At 60.4% G+C, this 15,390-nt stretch carries 16 protein-coding genes and 1 pseudogene; 6 read left to right on the top strand and 11 right to left on the bottom strand.

The features are described from left to right. Window positions 1-350: 350 nt before the first annotated feature. The 5 genes from IVA93_RS06290 to relB form a co-directional block, all read right to left on the bottom strand. Window positions 351-710 carry a hypothetical protein gene (locus IVA93_RS06290; RefSeq protein WP_083926331.1) on the bottom strand — a complete coding sequence of 120 codons (360 nt, stop codon included), beginning with the start codon at window positions 708-710 and terminating at the stop codon, window positions 351-353. A gap of 210 nt (window positions 711-920) precedes the next feature. Continuing rightward, window positions 921-1,112 carry a hypothetical protein gene (locus IVA93_RS06285; protein ID WP_247364532.1) on the bottom strand — a complete coding sequence of 64 codons (192 nt, stop codon included), beginning with the start codon at window positions 1,110-1,112 and terminating at the stop codon, window positions 921-923. A gap of 399 nt (window positions 1,113-1,511) precedes the next feature. Continuing rightward, complete coding sequence (locus tag IVA93_RS06280) at window positions 1,512-2,795, bottom strand: NAD(P)/FAD-dependent oxidoreductase (protein WP_247376444.1); 1,284 nt, start codon at window positions 2,793-2,795, stop codon at window positions 1,512-1,514. A 62-nt stretch (window positions 2,796-2,857) separates the two neighbouring features. Then, entirely contained in the window at window positions 2,858-4,102 is a 1,245-nt protein-coding gene (locus tag IVA93_RS06275) for a type II toxin-antitoxin system HipA family toxin (protein ID WP_247371612.1), read from the bottom strand. Next, window positions 4,095-4,424 carry a type II toxin-antitoxin system RelB family anti-toxin gene (gene relB / locus IVA93_RS06270; protein ID WP_083926330.1) on the bottom strand — a complete coding sequence of 110 codons (330 nt, stop codon included), beginning with the start codon at window positions 4,422-4,424 and terminating at the stop codon, window positions 4,095-4,097. Before relB ends, IVA93_RS06275 begins: the two co-directional genes overlap by 8 nt. 817 nt (window positions 4,425-5,241) lie before the next feature. Between relB and IVA93_RS06265 the strand changes: the two genes are divergently transcribed. After that, window positions 5,242-5,559 carry a hypothetical protein gene (locus IVA93_RS06265; protein ID WP_245288373.1) on the top strand — a complete coding sequence of 106 codons (318 nt, stop codon included), beginning with the start codon at window positions 5,242-5,244 and terminating at the stop codon, window positions 5,557-5,559. Here IVA93_RS06265 and IVA93_RS06260 read toward each other — a convergent pair. Further along, window positions 5,504-6,862 carry a tyrosine-type recombinase/integrase gene (locus tag IVA93_RS06260; protein ID WP_247789913.1) on the bottom strand — a complete coding sequence of 453 codons (1,359 nt, stop codon included), beginning with the start codon at window positions 6,860-6,862 and terminating at the stop codon, window positions 5,504-5,506. The genes IVA93_RS06265 and IVA93_RS06260 overlap by 56 nt on opposite strands. Before the next feature lie 499 nt (window positions 6,863-7,361). Between IVA93_RS06260 and IVA93_RS06255 the strand changes: the two genes are divergently transcribed. Then, window positions 7,362-7,574 carry an AAA family ATPase gene (locus IVA93_RS06255; RefSeq protein WP_018453705.1) on the top strand — a complete coding sequence of 71 codons (213 nt, stop codon included), beginning with the start codon at window positions 7,362-7,364 and terminating at the stop codon, window positions 7,572-7,574. Window positions 7,575-7,699: 125 nt separating this feature from the next. Here IVA93_RS06255 and IVA93_RS06250 read toward each other — a convergent pair whose 3' ends face one another. The 4 genes from IVA93_RS06250 to IVA93_RS06235 all read right to left on the bottom strand — a co-directional run bounded on the left by IVA93_RS06250 (window position 7,700) and on the right by IVA93_RS06235 (window position 10,009). Beyond that, entirely contained in the window at window positions 7,700-8,377 is a 678-nt protein-coding gene (locus IVA93_RS06250) for an SNARE-associated domain-containing protein (protein ID WP_026232578.1), read from the bottom strand. A gap of 54 nt (window positions 8,378-8,431) precedes the next feature. Continuing rightward, a complete protein-coding gene (greA, locus tag IVA93_RS06245) occupies window positions 8,432-8,914 on the bottom strand; it encodes a transcription elongation factor GreA (RefSeq protein WP_026232577.1) in 483 nt (160 codons plus the stop codon). 91 nt (window positions 8,915-9,005) lie between these two features. Then, on the bottom strand, window positions 9,006-9,521 hold the full coding sequence (locus IVA93_RS06240) for a ribosomal eL19 family protein (RefSeq protein ID WP_018453702.1): 516 nt from the start codon (window positions 9,519-9,521) through the stop codon (window positions 9,006-9,008). A gap of 149 nt (window positions 9,522-9,670) precedes the next feature. Beyond that, window positions 9,671-10,009, bottom strand: a complete 339-nt coding sequence (locus tag IVA93_RS06235) for a hypothetical protein (RefSeq protein ID WP_018453701.1) — start codon at window positions 10,007-10,009, stop codon at window positions 9,671-9,673. Between the two features lie 254 nt (window positions 10,010-10,263). Here IVA93_RS06235 and IVA93_RS06230 point away from each other — a divergent pair, with 254 nt between their 5' ends. From IVA93_RS06230 to IVA93_RS06210, 4 genes and pseudogenes are all read left to right on the top strand, one after another. After that, complete coding sequence (locus IVA93_RS06230; protein WP_007596464.1) at window positions 10,264-10,497, top strand: DUF3551 domain-containing protein; 234 nt, start codon at window positions 10,264-10,266, stop codon at window positions 10,495-10,497. Window positions 10,498-10,821: 324 nt separating this feature from the next. Further along, window positions 10,822-12,356, top strand: a pseudogene (locus IVA93_RS06220) (peroxidase family protein). A 262-nt stretch (window positions 12,357-12,618) separates the two neighbouring features. After that, on the top strand, window positions 12,619-14,220 hold the full coding sequence (locus IVA93_RS06215) for a tetratricopeptide repeat protein (RefSeq protein WP_018453700.1): 1,602 nt from the start codon (window positions 12,619-12,621) through the stop codon (window positions 14,218-14,220). A 22-nt stretch (window positions 14,221-14,242) separates the two neighbouring features. Then, window positions 14,243-14,809: a hypothetical protein gene (locus tag IVA93_RS06210; RefSeq protein ID WP_018453699.1), complete on the top strand. Its 567-nt coding sequence runs from the start codon at window positions 14,243-14,245 to the stop codon at window positions 14,807-14,809. Between the two features lie 44 nt (window positions 14,810-14,853). On the opposite strand, the gene IVA93_RS06205 is transcribed toward IVA93_RS06210, so the two are convergent. Beyond that, complete coding sequence (locus IVA93_RS06205; protein WP_018453698.1) at window positions 14,854-15,372, bottom strand: hypothetical protein; 519 nt, start codon at window positions 15,370-15,372, stop codon at window positions 14,854-14,856. Window positions 15,373-15,390 lie beyond the last annotated feature (18 nt).

The raw sequence follows: 15,390 nt of genomic DNA, 5'->3' as shown, positions 1-15,390 counted from the left end.
CGACCCAGGCTATAGTTTTATCAAGCTGGATTAATGGCGGAGCCGACGTTTTCGTGCACACAGGGCGGTCGAGAAGGCCGGCTATACCGATCTTGCAGAGGGGGCCTTGATCAGGTTAGAGATCAAGACTGGCAGCTCAGGCAAGGTATCCGCAGAAAATCTGCGTACAGGATCATTCGCGCTATCAGCTACGTGACGCGTCAACAGTGATTCGCCTAGGGTGTCAGCATTCTTCGCGCTTACATGCCTCGATCTGACTTCGGCGAAACACTTCAGAGTCGGCAACCTCGCCTGAAGGCGCACATCAGTGTCAATACGCGATCTCGTTTTTTTCAAAACCATTGTATTTCTCAGGCAAGAAGATTCGCAGCCACAAGATCTTCGGTTGCGGCCCCAACAGACTTGAAGAGAGTGATCTCTTGCTGCGAAAGGCGGCCAGACTTCAAACCATTGGTTAACTCATGAAGATCCCCACAAATCATTGAGGCGTCCCACCGGCCACCCGCAATCGGCTGGAGCAGATCACCGGCTTCTTTGAGGGCACGCATAGTATCTACGAACACGCGGCTGCGGCAAACAGCATCGTCGTCGGTCTCACGCATTTCTGGTGTGAATGCGCCGACGAGATCGAGATGTGTTCCTGGCCTGAGGTGCTGGCCTACGATCAGCGGCTCACGTGACGTGGTGGCGCAGCTAACGATGTCCGCCAACGAGAGAGCGTCCGTCTGATCAGCAGCCGGTTTGGCCTTGAGACCTGATGCTCAAGTGTGTCCGCGAGCTTAGACACGTTGCGCATTGCGCCCCGAGACCAGCACGGCTTCAATCGGCCTAACTGCGCGATGGGCAACGGCCAAATAGGAGGCGAGCCGGCCGGTTACAATCAGCAGCAGCGTGCGGCTGTCGGGGCGTGAGAGATGTCGTCATGCGAGCGCGGAGGCGGCGGCCCTACGCCGATTAGTGAGTGTTTCGCCATCGATCATTGCGCGCGGCCGACCGGTTGCCGTCGAACAGCATGTAAAGCGAGGAAAAGGCGGGAGACCGCATGCCCCGCTCTTCGGAAACACGGTCACCAGCTTCGCGCCGAGTGCCTTGCCCCGCTCCCAAGCCGGCATTGTCAGGAGACGACCTGGGCTTGCAGCGGTACCAACATTATAGCTCTGCCGCACCGGCATCGCTTCTCCGCCGCGCCGCTTAAGGCATCCATCAACCTCGGATAGTTGAGGCCGGCATCTACCTCTGGGACGGAGAAATAACGCGACATGATTTCCTCGTTTTATGCGAAGTTCGGACGAGTTTAGCACCCGTCGCTCCGATGACAGCACGGTCTATACCGCTGCCAAAGAGAGGCCGTCGCCAGCGTTTAGAATTCCGTGTGAAGCTCGACCGAACGTACAGAACACAAAAATCGCTCGCCTCGTAGCAACAGATCGAGGTCAATGGCCGTCAGAGCGCGAAGTTGAGTCATGAGCATGCCGATGACAGTCCCATACTTGGCGAACTCGCTTGGGTAATCAGAACCGGGTCTCCATTAGGTGAACAAGTTGGGACCCCGCGATGTAGAAGGCTTCCCGCGCGGCACGAAAGCGTTGCCGTTCAACGGCAGTGACCGGCAGCGGAAGATCGTTCTCCGCGATCTGCCCCAGAACGTACGAAGCCAACACACTGCCAAAGACTGTGCCAGGTGCGATGCCGCGACCGTTATAACCGCTGAAAGCAACGACGTTGCGGTCGAGCTCGTGAAAGCGCGGCAGGTTGTTCGAGGTCATTCCAATCATGCCGAACCAGCCGGTTTCAAACTCGACATCCTGAAGTCCCGGAAACAGCTTGCGCAACGATCTCTGAGCCCATGCCCGGTGAACGGATGCGCCAATACCCTCAAGGGCACCAACACTGCCAAACACGAGGCGCCCGGAGCGATCCAAGCGAAATGAAGAGAGGACCTCTCGAGTGTCCCACGCTCCCTGCCGTTCAGGCAGGATCGACTTCCTCAGACCATCCGGCAGAGAACCTGTAGCAAAGTTGAAGTAGGGCAGATGGATCTGCTCCTGCCGTACCTGCGACCAAAGTCCTTTACCATAGGCATCCGTCGCAACGATCACCCATTCCGCATCTACCGATCCGCTTTCTGTGCTAATCCTCCAGCGCAGGCCGTTGTGTTGCGCAGTAACAGCCTCGCTCTGTGTGAATATCCTGGCGCCCGCTGCAAGCGCGGCTCTCGCTAGACCGTGCACATAGGCCAGCGGCTGTATCGTCCCGGCGCGCTTATCGAGCAGCGCCCCGCTGTATTCGCCACCGCCCACTTTCCTGCGTGTCTCCTCTGCATTTAGCACTACGACAGGGGCGCCACGCTTCTGCCACTGTTCGGCGCGGGCCTCGATCTCTTGCAAGCCCTTACGTCCGACGGCACAATGCAGGGTACCGGCACGTTCCACTTCACATTCGATGCCATGCTTTTGGATGAGGTCGAACACCTTTTGCGGTCCACGGCCGAGTTGTTCAATCAACCGTTCGCCGAAGGGGGCACCGAGCGTATCCGGAAGGGTGTCAGGCATCACCCACATGCCCGCGTTAACCAGACCGACGTTCCGGCCCGAACCGCCGAACCCAATTTCGGACGCCTCCAACACCGCGACGCGCGCCCCTCCTTCGGCGAGATGAAGTGCAGACGACAGCCCGGTATATCCAGCGCCAATCACGATCACATCCGCTGCGGTGTCACTGGCGAGGGGAACAGTGTCTGGCGCCGATGGCGCGGTGAGAGCCCACAATCCATGTGATGCTGAATTGTTTCGCATCCAGAAATCCTCCTATTCTTGCTTCTTGATCAGCCCAGGTGGCGCTGCAATCAGTGCCGCGCCTAAGGGTCAAGGATGGATACCATTTCGTCGATATGTGCATCGATCCGTTCGAGAACCTGCCCAGGCACGACGTCGCGTTCTGGAAGAACTGACCACTTGTCGCGCACGGCCGCCGCGGTCTCAGCTACAGCCGTCACCACTGCCCCCTCTGGAAGACGGCTGCGGTTCGCGAAATTGCGCCAGCGCTCTGGAGTCAGGGGCTTGAATGACTTTTCGCCCGCAAGGCTCAATGCTAGACCATCTTTCGGGATATACGAAATTGTTGAGAGCACGTCGTAGATTGGCGCCAACGTAGGCCTCCGTCCGTCTCCAGGATACAGTAACGACCAATTCTTGAGATGCATGTCGCCATTGCCCGTGATCGCGGTGAGCGCAAGACGACGGACAAATTCGATCGCGGAATCGAACGAGACACCGCTGTTCAGCGCGGCCGCGATATTGTGATACGCCGCACCGGTATATTTCTCGGACGGATAGCGGCCGAAGACCTGTGCAAAGTCCTCCATATGCACGCGCGCTGCATCGCCACCGCGATCGAAGCGACGGACAAGAAGCACTTTGCCCGTGGACATGGTGTTAAACTCTTCCGGAATGCTGGCGAAATCCGTCTTTTCGACGAGCTCACGTGCAGGCACTTCCATCCCTAGCGCTTCCGCTAAGGCTAGGATCGCGAATTCGTTTTCCGAAAGCCCAATGTGGGTGAGGGAGGGAAATTTCGCGATGTACTGCCCTTGCTCATCGTCGACGGCGAGCGTGATCCCCCCTTCTTTTCCGGTATTTTTGATGACGGAGAGCTTCATCTGGACACCGGCGAGCGAAAAGCGCGCCTTCTTCTTGCCTTCTGATTCTGGCCCGGCCGGAACGGGAACGCCGTCGCTCGGCAACGCTCGTACCGCTCCCGGTAGATTTGTCCCCAGTGCTGCCAAGAGATCGAAGTCGTTTCCAGGTCTTACTGACGCTGCGTGGTGCTTTTCCATTGCTTCGCGCAGTTTCTCTTCGGGCAGCAAGTTCGCGAAGAACGGCGGCAGCGCGCCGCGTATGGGTTTGGGATCCCGGCGGAGGCTGCCATCCGCCGAGCGAAGCGACAGGCTGAAGATCGGAGGGTCGTTCAAGCTCCGATACGCGGGCAAGAGATTGAATGCGCTGTAGTCGCCCGGCGTCCGCACGAGCGTGCCGACGGCAAGATCGTTTAATGAGATGTCGAGCGATTGGATACGTTCAGCCGCGAGGACAGGCTTATTCATGCTCCTCCTCAACATCTGACGTGAACGCAGGATGGTCATCATCGCCCGTAGCTGGCTGCAGCATTGATTGAATAGCCGGTACCATTGCTTGCGGAATCAGCATCATTTCCATGCCAAGGGCGCGAGCAACGTTGACGAGTGTCGTTGCGCGCGCTGCAGCGGCACCCGTTTCAATGTCGCGATAGCGGGGCCTGCTAATGTTCGCCCGGAGGGCGACTTGCTCCTGGGAGAGGCCAGCAGCCCTTCGCGCTCTGCGAAAGTGTAGGCCAAGTTCCTCGAGCAGCGGGTTTGGAGCCGAAGCCATGATATGTTCTCGGATCATTAACACCGAAATGATATGTAAACAGATCACACATCGCAGTCAAGCGAAACGTAAACAGATCTTCTTATCGACAATGATGCTTAAACATATCTTGTTCCAGCGGCAATGTCGTCTGAACTGTTGACCCTGCTGCCAGAATGGCCCTTGGGGCTAATGCGCCTGACGCGATGAAGGAGCCAGATCTTATCGCCAGGTTGACACAGATTCCCATGGCGCTCGCGTGCATTGGGCGCATAGGAATGGCCGCCAGCGAACGAACCGGATCCTGGAACGCGGTGCGTCGCTTTTATGGAACGCCAGTTGAAAGCGGTCGGTAGATGGATCATCGAAGTTCTTCCATGACGCGCCGTCCTAGTGGCGTCGTGCCGAGTCGTTTCCGTGAGGCGCCTTTGGCGCCAAGCAAGTCCGTATTGCCAAATCAATTCCGATGTCCGCCGGCCCGCCTCGATGTAGCTACGAAGCGTCGAACTACCTATCAATTCGTTTTTCATTCTTCGACATGCTTCCCACGACAGCCAATAGCCTGCGGGCGTGACCGGGCCGCTGACGTGGCCACTCGCAGGGCCGCAATGCGAGCGGAGTGGTCTCGGCTAGTACCAGCAACTTTTCTTCTATTCGCGTTGATATCCAATCCTACGACGCGCAATTAACGTGTTCCTATGCAACATCAACCGGAGCATGATGGTCAAATCGGCGGCACTCGACAGGGAAAGTTCGACGACTGCGTTGATTCTCTTGACGTCCCCGCCCAAGAAGCGACCAGGCGAATACACAAGAGCCTCGCTCGCTTCAATCGTGAGAGTTGACGATGGGCCACTTGAAGGAGACGCTCCGCACCATGAAGCGACCTCGGAAGAATCGCGGCATGCCGCCGCCCGCGACGTTCGATATCGATTCGCTGCCGGGCAGCTCAAACTTAACGGCATTAGAAACGGCCGCCGTGATCCGGCGCACGCCTGGAGCCCTGGAGCTATGGCGGCGCAATCCGAACCACCCGCTGAAATGGCGCTACATCGATGGCCGCCCGCTTTACCGAGTTGATGCGGTGCGCGACTATCTGGCCGGACGCGATGAGACAACTAAGTCGTCGCAGCCGCATAATGCTCGCGAAGACGGCCAAGCAATTCGGCCTTGATGGGATCGAGCGGATTCGTCCGCTGCAGGCGCACGACCTTGCCTCCCCGTTTAGCGCCGACCAACTCCGCGATGTAGTCATGAGCAGCTTCGAACGCCATCTTGCGGATGATCCACTGTTCGTCGTGATTGTAGACCTGATCGATCCCGCGCGGCTTTTGCCCGACACACAACCGCTGGATTTCGTTGTCATAGCCGCAGCGTGACATGATGGTTCGCAAGCTGCGCCTTAAGTCATGCATTGTGAACTTGGCGACACCCGCTTCCTTGACCAGGCGGTCGACCAAGTTTGTGAAGCCCGATATCTGGCCGCCGGTCTTCGGTGACGGGAAGACATAGTCCGACGTCGCACGCTGGAAATGTTTTGCGGCCGTAAGCACCTCGTCAACGAGGTGGGTACGCGGCACGTCGTGGTAAACGCCCATCTTGGTCCATGCTGCCTCGAAAGTGATGCGGTCATCCATGACGTGATTTTGCCACTCGATCATGGCTGGCTCGCTGCGGCGCGGGCCGCCAAGTAGGCACATTCGTGTCAATAGCCCAAACGTCCCAAGCTTGCCGGATGCGTGCCAGACTTTGATGATCTCCTCGTCGGGCAGCGCCCGGCCCTTCGTTCGGCGCCCGACCCGCTGCGCGCGCGTCTCCTTGGGCACGCGATAGCCGGCGAGCACGTTGTGCTCGACGTAGCCTTCGCCGACGCACCATTCGAGGAACGTGTGCGTGTGCTTGCGCAAGTCCTTTGCTGCGCCGCGCTTGCCGGTCTTGCCGATCCTGTCCACCGCCGCCATGATTTGCCGTCGCGTGAGCTCGGCGATGGCGAGGTCGAAATGATCTTTCAGACCGCGTCGGAGTGCCGACATAGCCGGTTTCCAGTTGACGACCTGGCGCCCGGTCAGGGACATTTCGTAGGGGCCATCTTCAACGATCAAGGTCGCCAGTGTCGTGCACTGCCGCTCGGCCAGCGGTTGCCGCTTCGCCTCGCGCTTGCCCTCATTGGGATCGATCCCAATGACCACCTCCCCAGCGACGACGGTGGCGGCCCTGCGCGCGGCCTTCTCATTGAATTTGGGCCATGCACCCAGCGTCTTGCGTTGGGTGCCTTTCGTCCCAGGCTTTGTGAACATGAAGACCCAGGTCCTGCCACCCGTCGCGCGCATCCTGATCGCGAGCCCCGGCTGCTCTGTGTCGTGCAGATAGTGCTGCGATTTGCCCGGCGGCAGCGTCGCCGCACGGATGGCCGCGTCAGTGAGTCTCAGGTAGTTCGTCGTTCCTTCAGCTCTGAGAGATTCTTTACTCTTTTCCATCGTTTGTGCTCTCGCTCCTTGCGCCCTGAGACGGGTCGCGGCGATCCTAGAAGAAATGGACCACAAGCCATTGCCTTCGCGTTCCCAGTTAATGTGCCCTAAGGGAAATCCTCTGAAGGGCACAGCAGGGACATACAACATGTGGTAAGGCCAACCGAGGCCACGGATGGTCCAATATGGCCACAAGTCCTTACCTTACAAGGACTTTTGCAATAAAACTATGGCTGGATTAGGTTGGCTACAGTCCACCAGTTGTGGTTCACACGGGAGAGGTCCAAGGTTCGATCCCTTGTGCGCCCACCATTTCACTTCAAGAAAACAATCAGTTACTCGATAGCCGGTTTGACACCGTTTTTCGGGGAAGCGAGCGGGAAGCGCTTTCAGCCCAATCGCGGAGTCCCGCGAGCTGTTGGTAAGGTAGCAAAAGGGCTTACACCAAGAAGTAGCGTCGAGTAGCTTCCCTGCCTATTGCGTGAGTTTGCACGCAGGGGGGGGCGGAATGGCGCGTCTAATTGGCGTAGAGGTTAACCACTACAAGAACGTAATAGAGAGTAGCGTCGAAATAGATGAATCCGTGACGTGCCTCGTTGGTAAAAACGAGTCGGGGAAAACGTCGTTTCTTGAAGCGCTCTATAAGGTCAATCCTGCTCGCAACAACGACACAGCCAAGATCGATCCACAGAAGCAATATCCCGCTTGGCTGGCACAGTAGCCGACCTCAGTCGGATCAATGAGTTACAGGATTGCGACTTTTCCGAAATATAATTTGACTCGTCGGGCAAAACACCGGCATGATGGCATCATCGCGGGGGACCTGAAGCGCGATCGCATCAAGCTTCACGCAACCCGCGCCGGTCGCCAGGCTGCGTACAAACCGACCAGGGTGCCGATAGTAACCAGCGCTGCGGCCAGCAGCAGCTGCAATTCTCCATCGTCCGTGGTGCCTACGGACGACACAAGTCTGGTCACCACGACGAACAGAATGCCCACAGAGGCTGCTGCGCCCACGCCGAGATAGGCGAGCTCGCGCGTCAGGTTGCGGCCGAGGAGTCCGAGTGCCGTGAAATACATCGCGCAGGCGTTGGGATGAACGAACAGCGCAATTCGCGCGTAAGGACCGTAGGCGTCGAGGAGGGACTCACACCGGTTCAGTGCCGCCTTTGAGGCAATCCGCTGCAACAGCGGTCTGAAAAAACGAGCCTGTCCGTAGCTCAGAACGGCGCCCAGGATGATGGCCAACCACGCCACGATGAAAACGGAGACGTCCGCGGGCTTTGGATTGAGCGCCACGGACATCAGGATGAGAGCGGTTCCGGGGAAATAGCCAAAATACGGGAAGACCGCCTCCAGCAGCACGCAGACGAATATGAAAGCCGGAAACCACGCCGAACCGGTCGCATCCTGGACGATGGCGTTCAGGTCGAAGAGGTTTGTCCTGTACAGGACGAGGTACATGCACATGGCCAACCCGGCCAGCGCGTAAAACGGCAATGCTCCCGATAGAAACCGCCTCATCCAGCTATCGCGCCTTGTTGCGCGGACACAGCGGAAACCATCGATAAACGCCCCCTACCCAATCGACAAAATCTCGATCTCCTGCGCACCGGACCCCACGACATCCCCGACCGCCTTCCCCATCAACGACTTCGCCACCGGTGCCACGAATGAGATCGTGCCGGCCTTGGGATCGGCTTCGTCCTCGCCGACGATGCGATAGGTTTGCACGCGGCCATCGGCGCGGCTGAAGGTCACCGTGCTGCCGAAGGCGACGACATCGGTCGAGGCCGGGGCGGGAATGACCTGCGCCGTGCGCAGCCGTTCGGTGAGATAGCGGGCGTCACGCAAGGGCACCGCCGACTGCCGGCGCTTTTCGTTGACGTCCTCGATGGCTTGCGCGGCTTCATAGGCCTCGCGCGCGTCCTGAAGCTGCTTTTGCAATGCCTGCAAGCCTGCTTCCGTCACGAGGTTTGGATGCGGCGAGATCGGCCGATCCGGCAACAGCGTCTCGGCGGCGGTTTCCGCGCTCTCTTCCTTGGTAAAGGCAACGCTCAAGTCGAAAATCCTGTCGAACTGTTCGGGCTCACGGCCCGCGCCTTCGCGCCGCAAGCAATCGCGGCGGGCAGAAGCTGGCGATCATCCCGGATCATATCTCAAGTACGACGAAACGGCGCAGCTTGAAAACGATGTCCGGCATGGCCTGCCGGAACCGCGTGGCATCCCGGAACGTGGTCGAGAACGGCGCGAAGGTGATCATCGCGTTCCAGTGCCTGTAGCCGTAGACCGTGACGGAGGCGCCGGTCGCCGGAAAATTCTCGAGCTTGCGCAACTCACCCAGGACGAGATCGGCGATCGCTTCAGCAGGCAGCAACTGCTTGCCATCAGGTGTCGTGGCGATCTTCGCTGGCGGCTCGACTGGCTTCGCGGGGGCCAGCGCCGCATCGGGCGCGTTCTCGGAATTTGTTTCGGGCTTGCCCTCGAGGTTGGCCGGCGGCGTATCGGCGGCGGGCGGCTCGACCAGCTCAAATCCGTTCGTCGGCGCGGTCGGCGGCGGAACCTCGATGAGCGGCGGCGGCGCAATGCTTTCTGCGGCGCGCCTGTTGCCTCCCAGGATGCTGCTGATCATGGCCACGAGGCCAGCATCCTTCACGTCGTCACTCATTACTCCCCCCAGGCTTCGACCTACTCTAGCACCGCTCGCGCGGACCGCCACTGGGGATGTATGGCCGGATTCCGTCCGGCCAAGATCCTATTTCACGTGATGGCATTGGCGGGGCGATGCCCGATCACGCCGCGCTGCCGTGCGATCCGTCACTGCTTATCGAACGGAATGTATTGTTGGTATTGCTTCGGCACCGAGCTGCGGTAGCGCGCGGGCACCGTGCCGCTGTCGACCGAGTGATCGATCTCCTGCTGCCGCGTCATCTTCTTCTTCGCCGGCTTCTTCGACGCACTCTTCTTGGAGTCGGTCGGCTGGCTGGAGGTGTCGTTGGTTGCGCCCGGCGCTGCCGGCGTCGCTGCCGGCGCGGCGGTTGTCGCCGCAGGCGCCGCGGTTCCGGCGGCGGCTGGTGCGCCCTGCGCCAACGCGAGCGGTGTCTGCATGAGAAGCGCCAGCGCTGCTGTCGCAGCCAGCAAGTATGATTTCTGCATTAGAACCTCCAAAATACCTGATCCGAATAAGGCAAGCGTATTTCTGCGGGATCGACGCGTGCAAGTCCGTTCACGATGGGCTCGAACCCCATGGTGAACTGTGGCCGAGATCACATTGCCGGCAGCAGGCTGCGTCATGATGCGCCTTGTCGCGAACGCAAAGCATTCTGGCGACACCAATACAGGCATGACTGCGCAACAGACGAGCCAGGCTCGCTGACATTCCCACCCACTCGCTCTCGAAGGAGACTGACATGCGTCGCACGATCCTCACTCTCGCATCGCTCGCGGCCCTGCTCGCCGTAGCATCCCCGGCAGCCCAGGCACATCCTGCGAACGATCGATATTGCATCCAGGGCCGCTCGTGGGGCTATCCCGGCAATTGCCAGTTCGCCAGCTATCAGCAGTGCCTCGCTACCGCCTCCGGCACGTCGTCCTATTGCGGCATCAACCCGCGCTACGCGTTCTCGCAGCAGCGCGACTACTGACGAATTGGCGGCGTGCGCGTATGACGCGCGCGCCGCCACAATTTTTGCGTGAAGACGACCCGCTTCGCCGACGTGCCGGCGAATTGAAACTGTGCGAAGCCGCTTGCGTCCGTCGATGACGAGAATGTTATCCGTCATCAGCACCGAGAAATTCACGATGCGCAGCCGTGGCTTGCGGGCCAAGGCGCACCTTCCGAAAATTTCGATACCGGGCAATTGTGATCCATCTCGCTCGTGGCAGGCGTGATCGCGCCTAGGCTGCAAACTCCAGCGCGAGAAACCTTAGCCCGATCTTTCCATTCGACTTTTCAGGAAGGTGTTTCAATGAGCAGCCGCCACGCAATTGTTCCGCGCGGTCTGAACGCAACGCGTTCGCCGCTTTCGCAAGGCCGCTTCGGCCGCATGTTCCGCAAGCTCGCACCGGCCAAATTCGGCCCGAACGATTCCAACACGATCGCAAACCTGTCGGCGCTCGCCGACAAGATGGTCGCCGGCTTCGACGGGCCGAAGGACGGACCGGACGCGGAAGAGAGCGGCATTCCCTCGCTCTACACTTATTTCGGCCAGTTCATCGACCACGACATCACCTTCGATCCGGTCAGCTCGCTGACCAAGCAGCAGGACCCCGACGGTCTCGTCGATTTCCGCACGCCGTCGCTCGACATGGACAATGTCTACGGCCGCGGTCCGAACGACCAGCCCTACATGTATGACGGCATCAAGTTCCGCCTCGGCGAAAAGGTCACCGGCGCGGGCGTGCCCGATGCGGTCGATTTGCCGCGCTTCAAGGGCCGCGCGCTGATCGGCGACCCCGCAACGACGAGAACAGCATCGTCTCGCAATTCCAGGCCTTGATGCTGCGCTTTCACAACCGCATGGTCGACGACAATGACAGCCTGTCGTTCGAAGACGTGCAGCAGCGCGTTCGATTCCACTATCAGTATGTGGTGCTGAACGACTTCCTGCCGCGCATCGTCCACGCCAGCGTGCTGGACCAGCTGAAGACCGCGGGTCACTACGATCGCAGCAAGCTCGCTTACTACCATTGGAAGACCTATCCGTTCATGCCGGTCGAGTTCTCGGTCGCGGCCTACCGGCTCGGGCACTCCATGATCCGCCCTGGATACCGGCTGAACGACGCGGCCAACATGCTGCTGCAGATCTTCCCCGATCCCAACAATCCCGACCACAACGCACTGACCGGCTTCCGCGCCATGGGACCGGGACGCGCCATGGACTGGGGCCGCTTCATCGATCTCGACACGCGCCCCTACGGGGTCGAGGACGTCGACACCAATCCCGACAACAAGAGGCGGCTGCAGTTTGCCTATCGCATCGATGCCTCGCTGGTGGACCCGCTGCGCAAGCTGCCGCCGGAAGTCGCGTCCAATCCGGCGTCGCTGGCGCTGCGCAATCTCGAGCGCAGCTGGCGGCTCGGACTGCCGTCGGGCCAGGCCGTCGCCAGGGCGATGAACCTGACGCCGCTGAGCGACGACGAGATCATCATCGGCAAGGCCGTCGACGAGCCCGGGACGGGCGATCCGCAAGTCAAGATCGCGAGCATCGCGAACGGCGCGTTCGCCGGCAACTGTCCGCTGTGGGCTTACATCCTGGCCGAGGCGCGGCAAAACATGACCGACGTGCCAATCTCCGCGACTGGTGGGCCCGCCACGGTCAAGACACCGCAGCTCGGACCGGTGGGCGGTCGCATCGTCGCCGAAGTCTTCCTCGGCATGATGTTCGGAGATAATTCCTCCGTGCTGTCGCTCGACCCGCAATGGACGCCGGTGACCGGCTCCAGCTTCGCGCTGAAGGACCTCGTCGCCTACGCGCTCGGCCAGGGCGATCCGCTGCATTGAGGGGATGACGGTCGATGATGCAAGGCCGCTCGTCGTGCGAGCGGCCTTGTGACCCACTCGCCTCGACGCGCGGGCGGATGGATCCTGGCAGGCGTGCTTCCCTAACGCAAATCCGTCCGCTTCCTGTTGACTCGCATCGCGAATGGAGAAATCCTTCAACAACGCAATTGCCATTGCCGATCTCAGCAGTACGAACTTCGGCGCCCTCGGTTTTATCGGCGCCATCTGACCAGATTTATTCTGAACAGAAACGGAGGGGCCGATGCGCGCGCTCGCCTTGAGAACCGTCTCTCTTCTCGCCCTCGCTACCTTAGGCTCGATTTCCGGCACGCCCGCCGCACGCGCGGAAGACGGGGCCGATGAGCAATTTGGCAAGGTGCACTTCCAGACTTCCTGCAACGAGGTGGCGCAGCGCCGCTTTGATCGCGGGATGCGTTATCAGCACTCGTTCTGGTACCGGCCCGCAAAGGAAATTTTCGAGGAGACGCTGCAGGCCGATCCGGAATGCGCGATCGCCTATTGGGGCATTGCGCTGAGCCTGCTGTACAATCCGCATTTTGCCGCGCCGAAGGAAAACCTCACCGGAGGGCTCGCCGCGCTGCAGAAGGCGAAGGCACTCGGCGCCAAGAGCGAACGCGAACGCGACTATATCGATGCGCTGCTGGCCTTCTATTCGGGCGACGAAAAGACGACGTTTGGACAGCGTGCGCAGGCCTATCTCAGGGCAACCGAAGCCGTCGCCGCGCGCTATCCCGATGATGACGAGGCGCAGATCGCCTACGCCATTACGCTGAACGTCACGGCGTCACCAAACGACAAGTCCTATGCCAACCAGCTCAAGGGCGCCGCTATCCTGGAGCCGATCTTCAAGCGCCAGCCGCGGCATCCCGGCGTCGCACATTACCTGATCCATCTCTATGACTATCCGGCGATCGCAGAGCAAGGACTCGACGCTGCTAAGCGTTATTCCGAGATCGCGCCGGCGGCACCGCACGCCTTGCATATGCCGTCGCACATCTTCACGCGCGTCGGCTACTGGAACGAATCCATCGACGCCAATAGCCGTTCCGCGAAGGCTGCCAAGGAGGGCAAAGACCCCAGCGAGCAGCTGCATGCCGACGATTATATGGTCTACGCGCTGCTCCAGCTTGCGCAGGACAGCCGAGCCAGCGAGGTCATCGCGGACATGATTGCGACCACTGGCTATGTGCCGGCTGTCCGCGCCGGTCCCTACGCGATAGCAGCCAGCCAAGCGCGCTATATGGTCGAGCGCGGTGATTGGCAGGGCGCCGCCGCGCTGAAGGTCGAGCCGAGCCGGTTTGCCTATGTCGATGCGATCACCTATTTCGCCCGCGCCCTTGGCGCCGCGCGCTCCGGCAATGCAGACGCGGCAACGGCGGACATCGCCAAGCTGGCGGAGTTGCGGGACAAGCTGCAGCAGGACAAGGACGCCTATTGGGCCGAAATCGTGGACATTCAGCGGCAGGTCGCTACAGCCTGGCAGCTCAACGCCCTGGGGAAGCAGGCGGATGCGTTGGAAGCGATGCGCCTTGCCGCCGATGCCGAAGACAAGACCGAAAAATCCATCGTGACGCCGGGTCCACTTGCCCCCGCACGCGAGCTTTACGGGACCATGCTGCTCGAACGCGGCATGGCGACGGAGGCATTGGTCGCGTTCGAAAGCACCATGCGCAAGGAGCCGAACCGATTTGGCGCGACGATCGGCGCCGCTCACGCGGCCGAGAAAGCGGGGGATCCTGTGAAGGCCCGCCAGTACTACGCGAAAGTCGTCGAAACCGCGAGAAATGGCGACTCATCGCGAGAGGACCTCGCGGCCGCACGAAAGTTGATGGCTCAGAATTAGCAAAGATGTCGCGGCAACTTCCATGCGCCTGACAAGCAAGCTCGTTGCAACCAGCGCAGCCATCGCACTGTTCTGCTCAGCCACAGCGCTCTGGATATTGCGATCCGGTGAACCGGCACGCGCAGCAGCGACCTCCGGCGAGGTTCGCCCAGTGTGGACGGAAATCGACTGGCCTTTCGGTGCGGATCCCTGGGGGAAAGGAAAAGCGTTCCGCTGCAAGGCCGCGGATTGCGGCGGCGAAGTCCAGCTCTACGTTCGCGCCAAGCTCGGCTTTTGCAATTGCGCCACCGGCATTGCCGATGACGGCGACCTCGAGCAGATGGGCGACCTGGCGCTGATTGGGAAGGCAACGCCGACGGCCGCCGGCCGAGAGATCCTTGTCGGTCCAATGCGCGGCCGCAGCCGGGCATATCGCGTCGAGGGGAACGCCAAGGCCGCGCTCTCACTCGCCTTCAATCAACGCTGCGACATGGTGGCCGCGACGGCTTTGCTCGCACCGGGCGCCACCGCGTCGCTCGAGCCGGCGGTGCTGGCGTTCCTCAATAGCGACCGCATGCTGAAATGGGCCGAGATCGCGCTTGGGCTATGACTCAAGGGAATAGCTGAATTAAAGGCGACAATTCGGCACACGCCTTAACGCGCCATCCCGAGGCCGACCTCCTCCAGCCGCGTGGCGAACCAGCGCGACAGCGGCTGATCGAGGACGCCGCTGACATAGACTTCCGAGATCGTCACGTTGTCCTTGTCCAGCACCAGCAGCACGCCGATCCAAAAGGCGAACCAGACATGCGCATCGGTCAACGCCATCAGCTTGTGCTGGTCGTGGTCGAGCGCGGTGTGATTGCTGGCCTTGCGGATCTCCATGGTGAGCAAATTGTTCGGGATCTCGCGCTGATGCACCACGACGTCAGGGTAGATCGACTTGCCCAGATGATCGTCGGTCGAGATGATGGTGCCGTGCGGCAGATGCAGCGTACGCTCGCCTAGCCGGTCGTAGTTGCAATCGACCGACCAGCCGCAGAACTGCTTCTCCAGATGCACGGCGAAGCGGTGCGTGATGGCACGCTCGCCGATGTCCTTCTCGAACAGGAATGTTTCGTGTGCGTAGAAGTCCCGGAGTGCCGCGATCACCTTGTTCAGCTCGGTCTGCATCTTGCCCCCGGCCCTCGG

The organism is Bradyrhizobium sp. 155 (assembly GCF_023101105.1).
Taxonomy (GTDB): Bacteria; Pseudomonadota; Alphaproteobacteria; order Rhizobiales; family Xanthobacteraceae; genus Bradyrhizobium; species Bradyrhizobium canariense_D.
Note: the sequence above shows the minus strand (reverse complement) of the source record. Positions and strands in the feature narration are given on the sequence as shown.